The sequence below is a fragment of the Bradyrhizobium sp. genome (assembly GCF_047605465.1).
Classification (GTDB): domain Bacteria; phylum Pseudomonadota; class Alphaproteobacteria; order Rhizobiales; family Xanthobacteraceae; genus Bradyrhizobium.
The window spans coordinates 1-17,941 of the sequence record NZ_JASGFS010000093.1; the positions used below are offsets into that span (position 1 = coordinate 1).

The window sequence follows — 17,941 nt, forward strand, 5'->3', positions numbered from 1 at the left end:
ACCGCGAACCAGAAGAAGCTGTTCTTCAACCTGCGCAAGGCGAAGAGCAAGATTAACGCGCTGGACGAAGGCGATCTCCGCCCCGACCAGGTGAAGATCATTGCCAAGCGCCTCGGCGTCACGGCTCAGGACGTCATCGACATGAACCGCCGTCTGGGCGGCGACGCGTCGCTGAACGCTCCGATCCGCGACGACGGCGAGGCCGGCGAATGGCAGGACTGGCTGGTCGACAATTCGCCCAACCAGGAAGCCATGCTGGCGGAGCACGAGGAATATGACGAACGCCGTGACGCCCTGAACGGCGCCATGGGCGTGCTCAACCCGCGCGAACGCCGCATCTTCGAGGCGCGACGCCTCGCGGATGAGCCGATGACGCTGGAAGACCTTGCTGCCGAGTTCGGCGTGTCGCGCGAGCGCGTCCGCCAGATCGAGGTCCGTGCCTTCGAGAAGGTGCAGTCCGCGGTCAAGGGCACGATCGCAAGGGCGGAACAAGCCGCGCTGGAAGCCGCGCACTAAGCAAGGCCTCGCAGCGCCAGAAATTGGCGGATCGAAAGACAGAAAGCCGGCGGCAACGCCGGCTTTTTTGTTGTGTGATCTGCCGCATGTTCGGAAGGCGACCGGCGGAGTCATTTTGAACGCAGGGCCCGAGCCGTCCGACCCAACATGATCGGGCCACATCAAGCGAACGAGCGCACGCCGTGTCGATCATCCTGCAATCCACCGTCGGCGGCTTCTCCACCCAGTTCATGCGCAAGCTGCCGCTGGTCGAGCGGGCGATGCGCGACCACGGCCTCGAGCCGTCGGAGTTCGTGATCTCCAAGGACTATGCGTCGACCGCGACGATCCCGATCATGGGTCCGTTCTTCTTTAACTACAGCGTGTATTTCGGCGAAGAGAAGTTCACCGTCACCGAGCCGAACGACATGGTGTTCCTGGACTACTTCCTCAAACGCGTGCTCGCCGCGGACGAGCCGCCGGAATTGCCGCGGCCGCCGGGATTGATGCAGCGGTTTCTGGGGTGGATGTCGCAGCCGGTGTGATCCTGGCCTCTCCCCTTGCGGCACGGAGTGTCTCTCTCCCCGCGTGAGCCTTCATCGAACGGACAGACTCTCATCCGGCGCCATCGCCGAAGCTCCGCTTCGGCGTTGCTGAGAACGGCGGCCGAAGGCCGCCTGTGCCATCCTCTCTCGCAAGGGAAAAAGGAAGAGCGAACCTTCTACTCGCCCCACGTCCTTGCCAGCGTCGCGAGCCAGCAGCCTTCGCAGTAGCGCGCGTCCTTGTAGTCGATCCAGTTGTGCGCATAGACGTGGTCGAGCGGGATGTCGTAGCGCGCACGCAGCACCTGGACGAGGACGCGCCAGGCCGCGACCTGCGCCGCGGTGGGACCCGTCGTCACGTCGGGATAGTTGCCGGCGAACTCGACGCCGATCGAGTTGTCGCGCACCACCTGGCGATAGGTCGACCGGTTGTCGATGTACTTGTTGTCGTTGCGGTTGGCGCCGTCGCCGTGGGTCGGCACCAGATTCTCCGCCACCGCCCAATACACCGTGCCGTCGGTCTCGACCCAGACCGTGACGCCGCGCCGGGTCGGATTCTTCGACTGCTCCTGCGCGCCGCCGCGCGCCGAGCCGGCCGGACCCTCGGTCTGGTGCACGATGATGTTGCGCCAGGGATGGGCGTCACGCAGTTCGCCCCATGGCGCGAGCCAGACCATCTTCAGGCCGGGAATGTCCGGCGTGCCGGAGCCGCGCGCGATCGTCGCGAGCCCGGCATCCGCCGCGGCGGCGGGCGCGATCAGTGCGAGCCCGGCGAATACGGCCGCGAGCAGGCGAGACATCATCATGAGGACCTCATGCGAAAGCCGAGCCTACAGCATGATCCGAACGGGTGCGCAGGGATTTTCCCTCGCGACACGCGCGGGGCAGGCCCGGGCCGTTCAGGCGAATTTGCGGGCGGCCTCGCCCATCGCGGCCAGCTCGGGCGAAAGCAGCGGGGCCGGATCGTAGACAGCGAAGTCGTTCTTGCCGTTCTTCTTGGCGTCGTAGAGCGCGTGGTCGGCATGGGCGATCAGGCGGTCCGGGAATTGTCCGATGCTGCGGTCCCATTCGGCGACGCCGATCGAGATCGCGATCGGAATGTCGTTGCTGGTGCAGGCCGCGGCGTCCTGACGGCACACTTCCAGCACGCGGCGGGCGATCGATGCCGCCTCGCGAAGGCCCGAGGCCGGCAACACGATGCAGAACTCGTCGCCACCGGTGCGGGCGAGCAGATCGCCCGGCCGCAGCCGCGTCTGCGCCATCAGCGTGAAATGCTGCAGGCAGGCGTCACCCGCGGCATGTCCATGGGTGTCGTTGATGATCTTGAATCCGTCGAGATCGATCACCAGCAGCGAGAACGGCTCGCCGCTGCGCTCCGAACGGGCGCATTCCTCGGTGAGGCGCTGCAGGAGATGCCGCCGGTTGGCGACGCCGGTGAGGTCGTCGAGCAGCGCGAGGTCGGCGACCTCGTTGCGCAGCCGCTCGATCGCCATCAGCAGGCAGCCGAAGTTCCAGGCCATCGCCAGGAATACCAGCATGAGGATGAGCAGCGCCTGCAATCCGTTGAAATTGATCGCGGTGATGCCGCCGCCGAGCCCGACCAGGGCGGAGCCGGAGCGAACCACGTGAACGGCGAGGACCATGAAAGCGACGATGGCGGTCAGGCGGGCGCCGGGGTTCTCGCGTCCGTCCTGCTTGCCGAGCAGAAGCGGCAACACCATCAGGATCGGGGTCGACTGCGCGATCGAATAGATCAGCACGCGCGTCGGCATGTCGTCGATCACCGCCAGGAAGAAGGCGAGGCTCGCGCTGCTGAGCAGCGAAATCCCGATCGCCGTGAGCCAGGACACCGGCTTGTGGTAGAAGCGCGTGACACCCATGCAGGCGAGGCACGACGCGAAGATCATCAGCCCGCCGCCGGCGATCAGCGGAAAGCGCATGTCCATGAAGTCGCGCAGCATGGAGATGGCGGAGCCGGTCGCAGCCAGCACCGCCGCCGCGGTCCAGTATCGCGCCGCCTCGAATTTCGGATAGGAGCGCATCACGTAGGCCCAGATCAGGCCCAGCGCCAGGAAGTTGATGACGATGACGGTCCAGAGTGTCGGCACGCTCAGCATGGCGACTGCGGGAGATCCACCCTCCCGCCTCCTTCGTCTGGCAACCGTCCGTCCATAACCATCCCCGTGTTCTTGCGGAGGACGATGCCCGCGACGCGCTTAATGGAGTCTGACCGGGACCTCGCTAACGAGGTGTTTGGTTTTGGATTGATGAATCCGGTGGACGGATTTTCGTATTGTTAAGCAAGCCGCGATGCGCGCGAGCGCGCCCTGCCGCAGCGCGGCGATGCGGATTCGCGGACGAAAATCACCCGGAAACGCATCTGAGCTGTGGATAACGCAATGACACGGATGTGACAGCACGGGTTAGTCGCCCGCGAATCTGCTGAGCTTGTCGCCGAGGATATTGCGAGGCTGGCCCTCCGCCGAGCATCCCTCGTGTCGCGTTTAACCATGAACCCTTTGAGAGGATACTATGGCTAAGAAAGCGAAGAAGGCGGCGAAGAAGAAGGCGAAAAAGGCCAAGAAGGCTGCGAAGAAGAAGTAGCGCAGCGTGTTCTTTGCCCGGGTGGAGCCTCGCTCCGCCCGGGTGTCGGACCGGGCAGAGATCATCGGAAGATGGCGGGCGCGAGGCCCGCTTTTTTATTGGCTGGTCCTGTTCCTCGTTCTCTCTCCCGCAAGCGGGACGAGGCGCGCGGGATCGCGTCGGACTTCTACCGCTCCGCGAACGCGAGCTTGGCGCCGAGCAGGGCAAATCCGGCGGCGAAGCTGCGGCGCAGCCAGGCCATGACACGGGGACGCGAGATCAACCGCTCGCGTACGGAGGCCGCGCAGAGGCCGTAGACCACGAACATCGCGAACGTCATCGCCATGAACGCGCCGCTCAATTCCAGCATCCGCGCCAGCACATGGGCCTCGTCCACCGCGATGAACTGCGGCAGGAAGGCGAGGAAGAAGATCGAGAGCTTGGGATTGAGGATGTTGATCAGGAAACCGGTGACGATGACGCGGCCGCTCGAACGTTCCTTGATCTCGCCGTCGACCGCCAGGGCCCCGGTCTCGCGCAGCGCCTGCCAGGACATGTAGAGCAGATAGGCCACGCCGCACCATTTCAAGGCAGCGAAGGCGAGCGCGCTGGTGTGCATCACCGCGGCAAGGCCGAGCATGGCCGCCGTCATGTGCGGGACGATCCCGAGCGTACAGCCGAACGCCGCCGCCACGCTCGCGCGCGAGCCGCGCGTCAGCGCCGCGGCCAGGGTGTAGAGCACGCCGGTTCCCGGCGAGGCGACCACGATGAACGAGGTGAGCAGGAAGGACCAGGACATGTCCTGTTCCCTATCATCCCCGTCAGATCCCGAAAAGTCACGAAGCGATCAGCGCGGCCGCCGCGGATCGGGCCAGAACGAGGTGCCGGCGCGCGCCAGGCCGCCGCCGACGCCCATCGGCACGCCGTCGGCGCGCCAGCACGCCGCCCCCGTCATCTCGCCATCGGGCGCGAAGCCGATCGCGCACATGCCGCCGCCGACATGCGCGGGCGACACCACGGGATGGCCGAGCGCGGCGAGCTTGTCGCGCACGTCCCCGGACATGCCGGCCTCGATCTCGGCCTCCTGGCCCCAGGAGAAGATGCGCGGCGCCTCGACCGCCTCCTGCAGGCTCATGCCGTGGTCGACGAGGTTGACGACGGCCTGCAGCACGCCGGCGGGGATGCGATGCGCGCCGGGCATGCCGACGGCGAAGGCCGGACGTCCCTCGCGCAGGCCGATCATCGCCGAAATGCCGCTGGTGATGCGCTTGCCCGGCGCCAGCGACAGGGCGTGGCCGGGATGCGGATCGAACAGGTACATGTAGTTGTTGGGAATGATGCCGGTGCCCGGGATCATGATGCGCGAGCCGAACAGCGAATTGATGGTCTGCGTCGAGGTGACGATGTTGCCCTCGCCGTCCGCGATCGTGACATGGGTCGTGTTGGCGGACTCGTTGGTGCCGGTCGGCGTGGTCTGGATGCCGACGCCGGCGGCATAGGTGCCGACCCGCGCGGGATCGATCTCGGCCCGGCGCCTGGCCGCGTAGTCCTTGGACACCAGTTGCTCGACCGGCACCTTGACGAAGGCCGGATCGGCCGTCGCCGCGCGGCGGTCGGCGGCGGCGATCTTCAACGCCTCCAGCATCAGGTGGATCGTCTCCACCGTGCCGAAGCCGGAATTGCCGATGTCGTAGGCTTCGAGGATGTTGAGCATCTGGATGATGTGCACGCCGCCGGAGGCCGGCGGTGCCGGGCCGATCAGTTCGACGCCGCGATAGGTGCCGCGGATCGGCGCACGCTCGATCGTCGCGTAGGCGCCGAGATCGGCGGCCGTGAGGAACGAACCGGCCTTCGACAGTTCATGCGCGATGACGTCGCCAAGGCTGCCGCCATAGACAGCGCCCGGCCCTTCCTGCGCGATGGCGCCCAGCGTCTCCGCATATTCCGATTGAACCAGGCGCGCACCGGCTTCGAGCGGCCTGCCGTCGGGGAGAAATTTCGCCGCGATCGCGGGATTGCGCGACAGGTCCGGCGCCATCTCGGCAATGCAATTGGCGAGATAAGGCGTGACGGCGAAGCCGCGCCTGGCGTGCCGGATCGCCGGCTCCATCACCGCCTCGAGCGGAAGCCTGCCGAAGCGCTCCAGCGCCTCGCACCACGCCTTCAGCGTGCCGGGCACCGCGACCGCGCCGGCGCCGACGGCGTTGCGCCGCCCCTCCGTCTCCATGTAGTCGGGCCAGCGGTCGGACACCGGCCTGTAGCTGTCCGGACGGCACGCCGCCGGGGCTGTCGAGAGCCCGTCGATCGTCGTCACCCGGCCGTCGGCAAGCCGGATCACGGCGACGCCGCCGCCGAGGATGCCGACCATCATCGGCTCGACCACCGTCAGCGCGAACAGCGCCGCGACCGTCGCGTCGATCGCGTTGCCGCCGGCCGCCATCATTTCGAGCGCGGCGGCGGAGGCCAGCGGATGGTTGGTCACCGCCATGCCGCGCCGGGCGGTCGCGGGCGTTTTCTCGCAATCGAACAGCGAGCCGGCGCGTTGCCGCCAGGAGCCTGGATTCGTCATGCTCAGTAGAGCCTCGTACGATACGCTTCTTCCATCGTCTTCTCCGCCACCTCGACCTCGATGGCGGCGGTCTGCTCGGCGATGATGCGGCCGAGCGTCGGAAAGCTGTGGCGCTCGACCTGCGCGGCCGGATTCCAGAGCTTCGAGCGCATCAGCGCCTTGCCGCAGTGGAAATAGGTTTCGTCGACGTGGATCTTGAGCCCGATGATCGGGACGACGTTCTGCACGGCGAGCGGCGTCAGAAGATCCGCATCCTGCGATATCTCGGCACGTCCGTTGACGCGCAGGGTTTCGTTGATCCCCGGCACCAGGAAGATCAGGCCGATCCCGGGCGAGGCGATGATGTTGCCGAAGGTGTCGACGCGGTTGTTGCCGCGCCGGTCGGGGATCAGCAGCGTCTTGTCGTCGAGCACGGCGACGAAGCCCGGCGCGTCGCCGCGGGGGCTCGCATCGGCATGACCATTGCCGTCGCTCGAGGCAAGGACGAGGAACGGGGACAGTGCGATGAAGTCGCGGCAGAACTTGTCGAGATGGTTGAGAACTTTCTTCTCCGCGAGCGGGCTCAACTGCCCGAAATGCGTCCGCAGATCCTCCTGCGTCTTGACTGGCGGCTTGCCGCCTGCACCCTGGCTGTCCATGTGCGAACCTCCGTTCTTGGTGGGGGTTTTCCCTCTTGGATTTAACTGGCTTCGATGCCGCACCAACTCGCGACGAACAGGGCCAGGGCCTTGGTAACCCGCTTCACCGAGGCGAGTTCGACGCGTTCGTTGAATCCGTGCGCGTTCTCCATGGTCGCCCCGAAACAGAATGCCGGAATGCCGTAGTCGAGGCCATAGAAGCGTGCATCGGTGAGCGCGGTGGACGAGAAATCCGTCAGCTTGCGACCGAATACATGCTCGTAGACGCCGGCCAGCACCGCCTCGCTCTCCTGCACGTTGGTCGCTTCATAGCCGGGCGACAGGAAGCCGGACCAGACGATCTCCGGCGGGTTGTTCGCGAGGAACGGGTGCGAGCGCGCCGCCTTGGCGACGAAGTCCACGATCTCGGCCTGGGCGTCGGCGATCTTCCAGCCGGGCAGCACGCCGATGCGGCAATCGACATCGCACCAGGCAGGCACGCTGGAGGCCCAATCGCCTCCCTTGATGATACCGGGGTTGAAGTTGAGCGGATGATGGACCGACTTGAAGGACGGATGCGATTTGGCGCGCTCGTTCCACTCGGCCTCGAGCCCTTCGAGCTTCTGGATCAGGTGAATGGCGGCCTTGATCGCGTTCGAGCCGGTGCCGGCGCGCGCGACGTGGACCGGCAGTCCCCGCACCTTCAGGCGGAACCAGATCACGCCGACCTGGGCGCGCATCAATTTCTCGTCGGTCGGCTCGGGCAGGATGCAGGCGTCGGCGCGGTAACCCCGCTGAAGCGTCGAGAGCGCGCCGAGACCGGTGCTCTCCTCCTCGATCACGGACTGCAGATGAATGCGGCCCTTCGGCGCGAAGCCGGCGGCCTTGAGCGCGTCGAGCGCGTACAGCGCCGAGATGGTGCCGGACTTCATGTCGCCGGCGCCGCGGCCATAGAGCCAGCCGTTCTCGACCACCGGCTGGAACGGCGGCCGTTCCCACATGTCGAGCGGCCCGACCGGCACCACGTCGCAATGGCCCTGCAGGATCAGCGAGCGGCCCTCTTCCTTCGCCGGCCGGTAGGTGCCGACGACGGAACGGGCGCGGGAGAAATCGGTCTCCACCGGACCGTAGCCCGGCAGCGTCTTCAGATCGTCCTGGTTGATGATCCAGTCGTCGACTTCATAGCCGCGCTCGCGCAGCAGCTTGGCGAACATGTCCTGACAGGGCGCTTCCGCGGCACGCGTGCTCGGAATGGCCGTGAACGCGATCGTGGTCTCGATCTGCCGGTCGAAGGCGGCATCGACGGCGGCCTCGATGCGCTCGCGCGCGCCGGCGGGAAGGGGAACGGAACGGCTGTCGGTCATGAATTCATCCTCGCTGTCGGAGCTGAACCGGCCTTGCCTGCGAAACCCGGCTGGTCGAAGAAGTCGCGGCCCGGGATCGCATCGAGCAGGTCGCGGGTGTAGGCGGCGCGCGGCGCGGTGAACACGTCGGCGGTCGCGCCCTCCTCCACGATGCGCCCCTTCTGGAGCACGATGACGCGGTCGGCGATCTCGGCGGCGATACGCAGGTCATGCGTGATGAAGACCATCGCGAGCTTCATCTCCTGGCGCAGCTCGGCCAGCAACGCCAGCACCTGTGCCTGTACCGAGACGTCGAGCGCCGAGACCGCCTCGTCGGCGATCAGGACACGCGGCTTGAGCGCGAGTGCCCGCGCGATGCAGATGCGCTGGCGCTGGCCGCCGGAGAATTCGTGGGGATAGCGATCCGCCGCGGCGGCATTGAGGCCGACCCGCACCAGCAATTGCCTCGCCTGCTCCATCGCTGCGGATCGCGACGTACCATACGCCATCGGGCCGCGCGCGATGGCATCGCCGACCTTCTGGCGCGGATCGAGACTTGCGAAGGGATCCTGGAACACGATCTGGAGCTGCTTGCGCGCCTGACGCAACGCCTCGCCGCGGAGCTGACGGAGATCCTGTCCGTTGAAGCGGATGGCCCCGCCATCGGGCTCGGTGAGCCGCATGATCATGCGCCCGAGCGTCGACTTGCCGGAGCCGGACTCGCCAACGACCGCGAGGGTCTCTCCTTCGTGCAGGGTCAGCGAGATGCCGTCCGCCGCGACGACCTCGCGCAGCGGCTGCAGCCAGCCGCGCTTGACCCGGAACGTCTTCTCGAGGCCGATCACTTCGAGCAGCGGCGCCGAATGAATGGCAGCGCGGCTGATCTCGTCGAGCCGGGCCTTCGGCACGGCATCGATCAGTTCGCGGGTGTAATCGGCTTTCGGATTGCGCAGGACCTCTTCGACCGTCCCCTGTTCCACCACCTTGCCGTGGCGCAGGACCACGACGCGATCGGCGACGTCGGCCACCACGCCGAAATCATGGGTGATCAGGAGCACGCCCATGCCGCGGTCACGGCGGAGATCGTCGATCAGGCGCAGGATCTGGCGCTGGGTGGTGACGTCGAGCGCCGTGGTCGGCTCGTCCGCGATCAGCAGCGCCGGGCGGTTCGCCATCGCCATCGCGATCATGACGCGCTGGCGCTGGCCGCCGGAGAGTTCGAACGGATAGCTCTTTTCGAGCAGCTTCGGATTGGGCAGGCCGACCTGAGTCAGGAGCTGTTGCACGCGCTCGCGCACCTCGGCCGCCGACGGCGTCGGCCGCTGGTGGGTGAGGATCATCTCTTCGATCTGCTTGCCGACGCGCTTGAGCGGATTGAGAGAGGACAGCGGCTCCTGGAAGATCATCGCCGCCTCGCCGCCACGCAGGCGTCGCAACGCCTGCCGGTCGAGCTTCGTCGGATTTCGTCCGGCCACCGTTACGGCTCCCGCGACGACGGCAACGCTCTTCGGCAGCAGCGACAGCACCGCATGCGCGATCATCGACTTGCCCGAACCGGACTCGCCGACCAGGCAGACGACCTCGTTCGGCTTGACCTCGAAGGAGACGTTCTCGACGGCGAATGGCCGGTCGCCGCCTTCGGGCAGCGAGATCGAGAGTCCCTCCACGGACAACACCGGGGTCCCGGTTTGCACGGCGTCGCTCATGACCGGCGCCTCGACACACGCGGATTGAGGACGTCGGACAGCCCCTCCCCGAACAGATTGATCGCGAGCACGGTGACGAGGATGGCAAGCCCCGGAAAAACGCTCATCCACCAGGCGTTGCGGATCACCGTGCGGCCGGCGCCGATCATGAAGCCCCAGGACATCAGATTGGGATCGCCGAGCCCCATGAAGGAGAGCGCGCTTTCGAGCAGGATGGCGGTCGCGACCGTCAACGAGGTCACGACCAGGATCGGCGAGATCGCGTTGGGCAGGATGTGACCGAGCACGATCCGCAGGGTTCCTTCGCCCTGGCAAAGTGCCGCCTCGACGAATTCCCGGTTGCGCAGGCGCAGGAATTCGGCGCGGGTGAGACGCGCGAGCGGCGGCCAGCTCACGGCGCCGATGGTCAGGATGATCGTGAGCTGCGACGGGTTGAAGGTCGCGACCAGGAGGATCGCGAGCACGAAGGCGGGAATGGTCTGGAACAGCTCGGTCATCCGCATCAGCACCAGATCGACCTTGCCGCCGAAATAGCCGGAGACCGCGCCGATGGCGACGCCGATCACCATCGCGGCCAGTGCCGAGGCGATGCCGATCAGGAGCGACACGCGCGCGCCATAGGCGACACCGGCCGCGACATCGCGGCCGAGCGTGTCGCCGCCGAGCAGCAAACCATCCTCGCCGGGCGGCGTGAAGGGCGCGCCGACCATTTCCCAGGGCGAGACCGGAAAGACGATCGGCGCGATGATCGCGACGACCACGACGACGAGCAGCACGACGAGACCCACCATGCCGCTGGGATGACGCAGGAAGGCACGGACCGAATCCATCACGCCGCTCCCGTGGTCATGCGGGGATCGATCAGCTTGTAGATCAGGTCGGTCAGGAGATTGAGCACGATGACCACGATCGACAGGATCAGGAAGATGCCGAGCAATACGGGATAGTCGCGCTGGAGCAGCGCATCGAAGGTGAGCCGGCCGAGGCCAGGCCATGCGAACACGGTCTCGATCACGACGGCGCCGCCGACCAGCGCACCGGCCTGCATGCCCGCCACCGTGACGACCGGCACCAGGGCGTTGCGCAGCATGTGACCGACGACGATGCTGGGACCGGACAGCCCCTTGGCCCGCGCGGTCTTGATGAAGTCCTGCTGCGCCACCTCGATGATCGAGGAACGCATCAGCCGGGCATAGATCGCCAGATATATCGCCGCGAGCGAGGTCACCGGCATGATCATGTGCTTTGCGATGTCGAGCGCATGCTCCAGCGGCGAGAGCTTCACGTTGATCGTCTCGTAGCCGAACGGCGGCAGCCAGCCGAGCATCACCGAGAAGACCAGCACCAGCATCAACCCGAGCCAGAACACCGGCGTCGCATAAAGCACCAGCGACAGCACCGTGAAGACGGTGTCGAGCACGCTTCCGGCCGCGAGGCCCGCCAGCGCGCCGAGCGTCGTACCGATCAACAGCGCGAGACAGAAGGCCGTCACCGTCAGCAGCAGCGTCGCCGGAAGCCGTTCGAGGATGAGATCGACCACCGCCCGGCGCTGGCGGTAGGAATAGCCGAGATCGAGCCGGACGACGCGCCCGAGATAGCTCGCGAGTTGCACGGCGTAGGGCTTGTCGAGCCCATACTCCTTGCGCAGATCGTCCAGCAGCTTCGGATCGGCCGCGCCCGACTGTCCCGCCATGACCTGGGCCGGGTCGCCGGGAGCGGCCCGCACCAGCACGAAGTTGAAGGTGGCGATGACGAGGATGACGGCGACGAGCTGGGCAATCCGGCTCAGCACCATCAGCCCGATCGTCGCCGCGCGGCCGAGACGGATCACGACTTGTAGACCGTCCCGAAGGTTTCGTGCGAACCGATGCCGGTCGTCACGATGTTCTTGAACGCCTTGTCGTAGATGATGGGATATTCGAGCTCCAACGTCCACGCCACCGGCACGTCCTCGACCAGGATCTGCTGCACCTTGGTATAGAGCTCCTGGCGCTTGCCCTCGTCGAGCGTGACCGCGGCTTCGTCGAACAGCTTGTCCACTTCGGGATTGGAATAGCCCTGCGTGTTCGAGAACAGGATGCCCTTCTTGATGTTCGAGGACACATAGGTGCGGGCCACACCGAGCGCGGGGTCGCCGAGCTGGTAGAGCAGGTTCTGGGTCATCTCATAATCCCAGTTGCCGACCTTTTCGGCCCACCCGGCCATGTCGGTACCGACCAGGACGAGATCGATTCCGACGCGCGAGAAGCTCTGGCGGAAGAATTCGCCGGCGCGCTGATAGGATTCGCCGTAGGGCGGCACGATGTACTTGATCTCGGCGCGCTTGCCGTTGGCATCCGGCTTCAGCCCCATCTCGTCGAGCAGCGCCTTGGCCTTGTCGACCGAGAAGTCGTAGCGCTTGACGTTGCCGTCGTAGAACTTCGTCTTGGACGAGATCGGGCCGGTGGCGACCTTGGCATTGCCGAAATAGACGCGCTTGCTGAACGCCTCGCGGTCGATCAGGTGCATCACCGCCTGGCGGAAGCGCTTGTCGTTCATCGGCGCGATGCGGTTGTTCATCTCGAGCCATTGATGCGGCGCGAAATATTCGTAGCCCTTGGTGGTGACCTCGAGGTTCTTCTGCGTCTTGAAGCGCTGGACGTCGAAGAATTCGACGTCGGTCCATTGCGCGAGCTGCACCGTGCCGTTCTCCAGCGCCAGCGCGCGCGAGGCCGAATCCGGGATGATCCGGTAGACGATCTCGTCGAGATAGGGCTGGTCCTTCAGGTAATAGCCCTCGTGCCGCACCAGATGAACATGCGAACCCCGCACCCATTCCTTCAGCTTGAAGGGCCCGGTGCCGATCGCCTTGTCGTTCAGCGGATTCTTGCGGTAGTCGGTGCCTTCATAGATGTGCTTGGGCACGATCGGCGCCGAGGTGCAGTCGAAGCAGCCGAGGAACGGCGCGAAGGGCTGCTTGAGCTTGAACACGACCGTGAGCGGATCGGGCGCTTCAGCCGAGGCGACGCGGGCGAAATTCTGGCGCGCGCGCGGATGCGTCTCCATCAGCACCTTCATGCAGCTGAACACGACATCCTCCGACGTCATCGGCTTTCCGTCGTGGAAGGTGATGTTCGGAAACAGCTTGAACGTATAGGTCAGCCCGTCCGGCGAGACCTCCCAGGACTGCGCCATGCCGGGCATCGGCTTCAGATCGGCGCCATATTTGAGGAGGCTCTCGTAGATCTTGCCGCCGAGCGTCAGCGTCGGCTGCTGCTGGTTGAACGCTGTCACCAGGATCGGCGGCTCCGGCTGGATGATGGTGTTGAGCGTTCCACCACGAGTCTGGCCTGCCGCTCGCGTGATTCCGAACGGGATAGCTGCACCGGCAGCCAGCATGGCCTGGGTGAATTCGCGTCTGTTCATCGGGCTCTCCGTCTTCGCAGATCGTCTTGGCGGATCAACTTCGCTAGCCCCGCATTCGCGTTCAACGAATGTCGCGGGCGGTCGCATTGTTGCCAAACGCCCTGTCCCGCGCTACCTGATCGGGGACAATAATCATCGCGATCGGGCCATCTGGCCCGGAAGATGCATAAGAGCCTTGCGAAAAGGACCCTCCAGGGAGCTCACGACACGTGAAAGTCGCAGCGCGACGAAATGACACTGTGGAATTGCGCACCTGCAACAAGCAGGTGGGCCCGGCAAACGCCGCCCGTTATGCGGGGCAGCTTCAGACGATCGAGCGGCCGGTTGCCGCGATGGTCGCGACCTATCCGAACGAGACCACCAGCACGCGACACGCGCATCGGCGCGACCAGTTCATCCTCCAAATCACCGGCGTGACCGCCATGATGACGGAGCGCGGCCATTTCGTGCTTCCGCCTGGCCATGGCCTGTGGATTCCCGCCGGCGTCGTGCATCAGTCGCGCGCCTGGGGCGAGGTCGAAGCGCAGTCGATCTATGTCACACCCGATCGCGAGCGCAACGCGTCCGACAAATGTCGCCTCATCAGAGCCTCATCGCTGGTCGAGGCGCTGATGGAGGAGGCCGTGCGTATGCCCCAAGCGTATGACGAAGGCGGGCGCGACGGCAAGCTGGTCGAATTCCTGCTCAGCGAAATCGCCCGCATGCCGGAAGTGACACTCCACGTGCAGATGCCGCCCGACCCGCGTCTGGCCGAGATCTGCAAGGCCGTGCTCGGCGATCCCTCCTCCGATCTCACGCTCGACGATTGGGCCGACAGATGCAGCCTCAGCCGGCGGACCCTGACGCGACTGTTCCGCCGCGAGACCGGCCAGAGCTTTTCGGCCTGGCGCCAGCGCGCACGCCTGCTGGAGGCGCTGGCGCGACTCGGGGCCGGCGAAGCCGTCACCTGCGTCGCGCTCGATGTCGGCTACGACAGCCCGAGCGCCTTCGCCGCGATGTTCAAGCGCGAACTCGGCGCCGCACCGCGGCACTATCTCCGCTGGACCGATCGTGAGATCGTGTTGCGCTAGGACAGCTGCGCCAGTTCGGCCTCGCGCAGCACGTCTAGCGGCGCCCAGGGCTTGGCCCAGAATTTGGCGCCGTCAGGCAATTGCTGCGACAGGGGCCGCCCCGACGTGACCACGACGTCGAGCTTGGGGTTCCGGTTCTTGGCGACATGCGCGAGTTCGACCCCGTTCATGTGACCGGCGAGCTGCACGTCCGTCAGCATCAGGCACAATGCGCCCGCATTCTTCTCCAGCACGCGCTCGGCCGCTTCGGCGCTCTCGCACTGGATGACCTGATAGCCGCTCTCTTCGAGCAGGAGGCTGAGCATCTCTCGCTGCAGCACGTCGTCTTCAACGATAAGGGCTGTTGCAGAAAACGGTTTTGATTGTCCCATCGGTGGCTCCCAACGCTGCTTGCCTCCGTTCACGTCACGTAGGTTAAATAGGGAACCCGGAGCTGGTTTCGGGTCCATTCTGAAAAAATGTAAATCCTTGTTTCCTTTCAGGGACCTGATGGGAGGCATCATGACGGTGATTCGCGGCGCGGCCGCCATCACGGGAGCGGCCAGCGGCATCGGCCGCGCCCTCGCGATCGAACTGGCCCGGCGCGGCTGCGACCTCGCGCTCGCCGATCGCGACGAGGCCGGGCTGGGAACACTCGCCGCCGAGATCGGCCGGGACATCGCCGGCGGGCGCAAGGTCAGCATGCATCGCGTCGACGTCGGACAACCCGGCGACATCGCGCAATTCGCGCGTGAGGCCGTCGCCGCGCATCCGTCACTCAACATCCTCGTCAACAATGCCGGCGTGGCGCTGCTCGGCCAGTTCGAGGAGATCGACCAGACCCAGATGGAGTGGCTGTTCGACATCAATTTCTGGGGCGTGGTGCACGGCACGCGCGCCTTCCTGCCGCATCTGAAGACGAGGCCGGAGGCGCATATCGTCAACCTCTCCTCGATCTTCGGCATCATCGCGCCGCCGGGACAATCGGCCTATGCGGCGGCCAAATTCGCGGTACGCGGCTTCTCCGAAAGCGTGCGGCACGAGCTTGCGATGGCCCGCAGCCCGGTGAAGCTGTCGGTGGTGCATCCGGGCGGCGTCGCCACCTCGATCGCGCGCAGCTCGCGCACCGGCAGCGGCGTCACCGACAATGCACGGCGCTCGCAGATGATCGACCGCTTCGAGACTGCGGCGAAGACCTCGCCGACCGACGCCGCGCTGCGCATCATCAAGGGCATCGAGAGAAACGAACCGCGCATCCTGATCGGCAACGACGCCCGCTTCATGGATCTCTTGCAGCGCTTTCGTCCGGGGACCTATTGGGCGCCGTTGCAGCGAAAGCTGGAGAAGATGGCGAAGGGGACGTGAGGTCGGGGCCGCATTCGCCTCGCCGGCATTGCTGTCATTCCCCGCGACGGCAGGAAATCCCGTTAGCTGCGGGGCTTCGAGTCAATCAACGCCGTCTCTGCAAGACCTTCTCGCCCGATCACATCGGGCGATGACGAGGAGTGGCGTGCGAGCGCCCGATATCTCTCAGCGCCGCGGCCCTCACTGCCCCATCAGCCGGTCGGCGAAATAGCCGATGGTCTTGCGATAGATCACCGCCCTGTTCCACTCCCGCATCGCATCGAAATTGGCGGTGCCTTCGCCATAGGGCTGGCCCATCTTGAAGCCGTTGGTGTGGAGCAGATTCGCGGTCGAGGCCAGCACGTCGGCGACGCTGTGGCGAAGGTCGACATGGCCGTCGCCATCGAAATCGACGCCGTACTTGATATAGGACGACGGCAGGAACTGGGTCTGGCCGATCTCGCCGGCATAGGCGCCGATGAGATCGCGCAGCGGCAGGTCGCCGCGCTGCACGATCTTGAGTGCGGCGAGCAGTTCGCCCTGGAACAGCTCGGTGCGGCGGCAGTCATGCGCGAGCGTCGCCAGCGTGCGGATCACCGGCAGCTTGCCCATGTCGCCCTTGCCGAAATCGCTCTCGAGGCCCCAGATCGCGATCAGGATCTGGCGGGGGACGCCGAACTGCTGCTCGATCCGCGACAGCAGCGCGGCGTGGCGCTGGAGCAGCGCGCGGCCGCCATTGATGCGGCCGGGACCCACGCGCGTCGAGACGTACTGCTCGAAGCTCTTGTTGAAGGTGTAGCGCTGGCGCCGATCGAAGGCGAGCACGGCGCCGTCCTGGGTGATGCCGCCGAAGGCCGCGCTGGTGACGCTTGCGGAGACGCCGGCCGCCTGCGCCTCCGAGGTCATGCTGGCGACGAAACTGTTGAAATCGCCACCGCAGCGCGCTGCTTCGGCAGGACCGGCGGCCAGACCAACGATGACGGCCGTGGCCAGAGCGTATCTCGACATGCGGTGCAATCCCCCGGGAACTTGTGCGAAGCAGCGTGCAATCATGCCCGGGAACCGGATTCGCGTCAAAGCCGGTGAAAAGAAAGGCGCGCGTGCAACGTGGCGCCGTTTCGCCCGCTCGCGAGCTTTTTCATGAGGTTGGGCTCGCCGCGGTGATCACGGATGCAGCGATAGACATGAAGGGTGACGATCCGCGCGAGAACCATCGCAGCACGCGCGCGCGTGTGCATCGCGAAAGCGCAACCATCCGCGTGCGCTGAATGAGACTCTTTTTTAGCTACGTCGCGGCAAAGCACGCTGCATTGCGAGAGCAACGACAATGAACAAAGCACTTCGGATATCGAAACATCTGCTTTGGGAACACGATCGAACCAGAACCATCAGTCAACACATATCTGATGTGCACGCTGCGACATCGACGCGTTACGATTTGTGTTGCCATCGCAGCACGCAGGTTATAGCCTTCTATTCTAGGTTGTTGTCCTGCCAGCCCCGGACAACTGACAACCAAAAATAAACGGCGGGCTTCGCAGCCCGCCGTTTGTTGACGGGCCGCGCGGAGGTTCATCCTCCCCTCCCCGCGAAGCGTTCGACGCTTCTGGTCTCCCAACAGAAATCAGGGATAGGCGCCTCTGCGATGGGCATCCGGCGGAAGCAGACTTTCGTCCAAGCAAACGCCGTCGATCGATTGCATCGCCGATGTCCCGCCCCGCGGTGATGACCGGCAGGGCGTAAAGCCGTTTGACTATGGCGCGCGTATCGACGACAAGCCGCCATGGCCAAAAAACCCGGAACCAATCCCAAGGGCGAATTCGCCTTTTTCAACGTCGTCTATGAAGACGACTCCCAGCGCTCCAATCGTCGCGTGCCGGCCGAACTGCTCGGCGGCCTCGACGGCGACGAGCCCGCGCGCAGCTTCATCATGGAGCAGGACCGCGAGATCGCCGAGAAGTCCGGCCGTCCGCCGCTCGAGATCAAGCGGATCGAGCGGGTCGGCGCGAAAAAGAAATAGGCTTCGCCGGCGCGACCCGCGCAGCATCGACGCAACGAAAAACGGCGGGCCGAGGCCCGCCGTTTTGATAGGGATCGATTTTTCCGCGATCAGTTGTCCAGGAACGACCGCAGCTTGCGGCTCCGCGACGGATGCTTCAGCTTGCGCAGCGCCTTGGCTTCGATCTGGCGGATGCGTTCGCGGGTGACCGAGAACTGCTGGCCGACTTCTTCGAGCGTGTGGTCGGTGTTCATGCCGATGCCGAAACGCATGCGCAGCACGCGCTCTT

Annotated in this window: 18 protein-coding genes; 5 read left to right on the top strand and 13 right to left on the bottom strand. The window is 65.5% G+C overall.

Annotated features, from left to right (window positions below):
- Both QM712_RS34245 and QM712_RS34250 read left to right on the top strand, forming a co-directional pair.
- The coding region (locus QM712_RS34245; RefSeq protein ID WP_415027577.1) for a sigma-70 family RNA polymerase sigma factor at window positions 1-516 on the top strand (516 nt) is incomplete at its 5' end.
- Between the two features lie 182 nt (window positions 517-698).
- Window positions 699-1,040, top strand: coding sequence for a hypothetical protein (locus QM712_RS34250; protein WP_415027578.1), 342 nt, complete (start codon window positions 699-701; stop codon window positions 1,038-1,040).
- Between the two features lie 176 nt (window positions 1,041-1,216).
- Here QM712_RS34250 and QM712_RS34255 read toward each other — a convergent pair whose 3' ends face one another.
- The 10 genes from QM712_RS34255 to QM712_RS34300 form a co-directional block, all read right to left on the bottom strand.
- Complete coding sequence (locus tag QM712_RS34255; RefSeq protein ID WP_415027579.1) at window positions 1,217-1,843, bottom strand: N-acetylmuramoyl-L-alanine amidase; 627 nt, start codon at window positions 1,841-1,843, stop codon at window positions 1,217-1,219.
- Window positions 1,844-1,936: 93 nt separating this feature from the next.
- Complete coding sequence (locus tag QM712_RS34260) at window positions 1,937-3,154, bottom strand: GGDEF domain-containing protein (RefSeq protein ID WP_415027580.1); 1,218 nt, start codon at window positions 3,152-3,154, stop codon at window positions 1,937-1,939.
- Between the two features lie 653 nt (window positions 3,155-3,807).
- Complete coding sequence (locus QM712_RS34265) at window positions 3,808-4,419, bottom strand: LysE family translocator (protein ID WP_415027581.1); 612 nt, start codon at window positions 4,417-4,419, stop codon at window positions 3,808-3,810.
- A 48-nt stretch (window positions 4,420-4,467) separates the two neighbouring features.
- Entirely contained in the window at window positions 4,468-6,189 is a 1,722-nt protein-coding gene (ggt, locus tag QM712_RS34270; RefSeq protein WP_415027582.1) for a gamma-glutamyltransferase, read from the bottom strand.
- A 2-nt stretch (window positions 6,190-6,191) separates the two neighbouring features.
- Entirely contained in the window at window positions 6,192-6,827 is a 636-nt protein-coding gene (locus QM712_RS34275; protein ID WP_415027583.1) for a pyridoxamine 5'-phosphate oxidase family protein, read from the bottom strand.
- Between the two features lie 41 nt (window positions 6,828-6,868).
- Window positions 6,869-8,170 (bottom strand): ArgE/DapE family deacylase, encoded by a 1,302-nt coding sequence (locus tag QM712_RS34280; protein ID WP_415027584.1) that lies wholly within the window; start codon window positions 8,168-8,170, stop codon window positions 6,869-6,871.
- On the bottom strand, window positions 8,167-9,855 hold the full coding sequence (locus tag QM712_RS34285; protein WP_415027585.1) for a dipeptide ABC transporter ATP-binding protein: 1,689 nt from the start codon (window positions 9,853-9,855) through the stop codon (window positions 8,167-8,169). The genes QM712_RS34280 and QM712_RS34285 overlap by 4 nt, the downstream gene beginning before the upstream one ends.
- Window positions 9,852-10,685 (bottom strand): ABC transporter permease, encoded by an 834-nt coding sequence (locus tag QM712_RS34290; RefSeq protein ID WP_415027586.1) that lies wholly within the window; start codon window positions 10,683-10,685, stop codon window positions 9,852-9,854. The genes QM712_RS34285 and QM712_RS34290 overlap by 4 nt, the downstream gene beginning before the upstream one ends.
- On the bottom strand, window positions 10,685-11,686 hold the full coding sequence (locus QM712_RS34295) for an ABC transporter permease (protein ID WP_415027587.1): 1,002 nt from the start codon (window positions 11,684-11,686) through the stop codon (window positions 10,685-10,687). Before QM712_RS34295 ends, QM712_RS34290 begins: the two co-directional genes overlap by 1 nt.
- Complete coding sequence (locus QM712_RS34300; protein ID WP_415027588.1) at window positions 11,683-13,260, bottom strand: ABC transporter substrate-binding protein; 1,578 nt, start codon at window positions 13,258-13,260, stop codon at window positions 11,683-11,685. The genes QM712_RS34295 and QM712_RS34300 overlap by 4 nt, the downstream gene beginning before the upstream one ends.
- Before the next feature lie 239 nt (window positions 13,261-13,499).
- Between QM712_RS34300 and QM712_RS34305 the strand changes: the two genes are divergently transcribed.
- Window positions 13,500-14,330, top strand: coding sequence for an AraC family transcriptional regulator (locus tag QM712_RS34305; RefSeq protein WP_415027589.1), 831 nt, complete (start codon window positions 13,500-13,502; stop codon window positions 14,328-14,330).
- On the opposite strand, the gene QM712_RS34310 is transcribed toward QM712_RS34305, so the two are convergent.
- Window positions 14,327-14,701: a response regulator gene (locus tag QM712_RS34310; protein WP_415027590.1), complete on the bottom strand. Its 375-nt coding sequence runs from the start codon at window positions 14,699-14,701 to the stop codon at window positions 14,327-14,329. The genes QM712_RS34305 and QM712_RS34310 overlap by 4 nt on opposite strands.
- 130 nt (window positions 14,702-14,831) lie before the next feature.
- Between QM712_RS34310 and QM712_RS34315 the strand changes: the two genes are divergently transcribed.
- The gene (locus QM712_RS34315) at window positions 14,832-15,674 is read left to right on the top strand and encodes an SDR family NAD(P)-dependent oxidoreductase (RefSeq protein ID WP_415027591.1); all 843 of its coding nucleotides are present in this window, start codon (window positions 14,832-14,834) and stop codon (window positions 15,672-15,674) included.
- Window positions 15,675-15,854: 180 nt separating this feature from the next.
- On the opposite strand, the gene QM712_RS34320 is transcribed toward QM712_RS34315, so the two are convergent.
- Window positions 15,855-16,661, bottom strand: a complete 807-nt coding sequence (locus QM712_RS34320) for a lytic murein transglycosylase (protein ID WP_415027592.1) — start codon at window positions 16,659-16,661, stop codon at window positions 15,855-15,857.
- Between the two features lie 775 nt (window positions 16,662-17,436).
- Here QM712_RS34320 and QM712_RS34325 point away from each other — a divergent pair.
- Window positions 17,437-17,673, top strand: a complete 237-nt coding sequence (locus QM712_RS34325; RefSeq protein WP_415027593.1) for a hypothetical protein — start codon at window positions 17,437-17,439, stop codon at window positions 17,671-17,673.
- An 89-nt stretch (window positions 17,674-17,762) separates the two neighbouring features.
- Here QM712_RS34325 and QM712_RS34330 read toward each other — a convergent pair.
- Window positions 17,763-17,941, bottom strand: a 179-nt coding sequence (locus QM712_RS34330) for a sigma factor-like helix-turn-helix DNA-binding protein (protein WP_293802422.1), incomplete at its 5' end; no start/stop codon positions are given.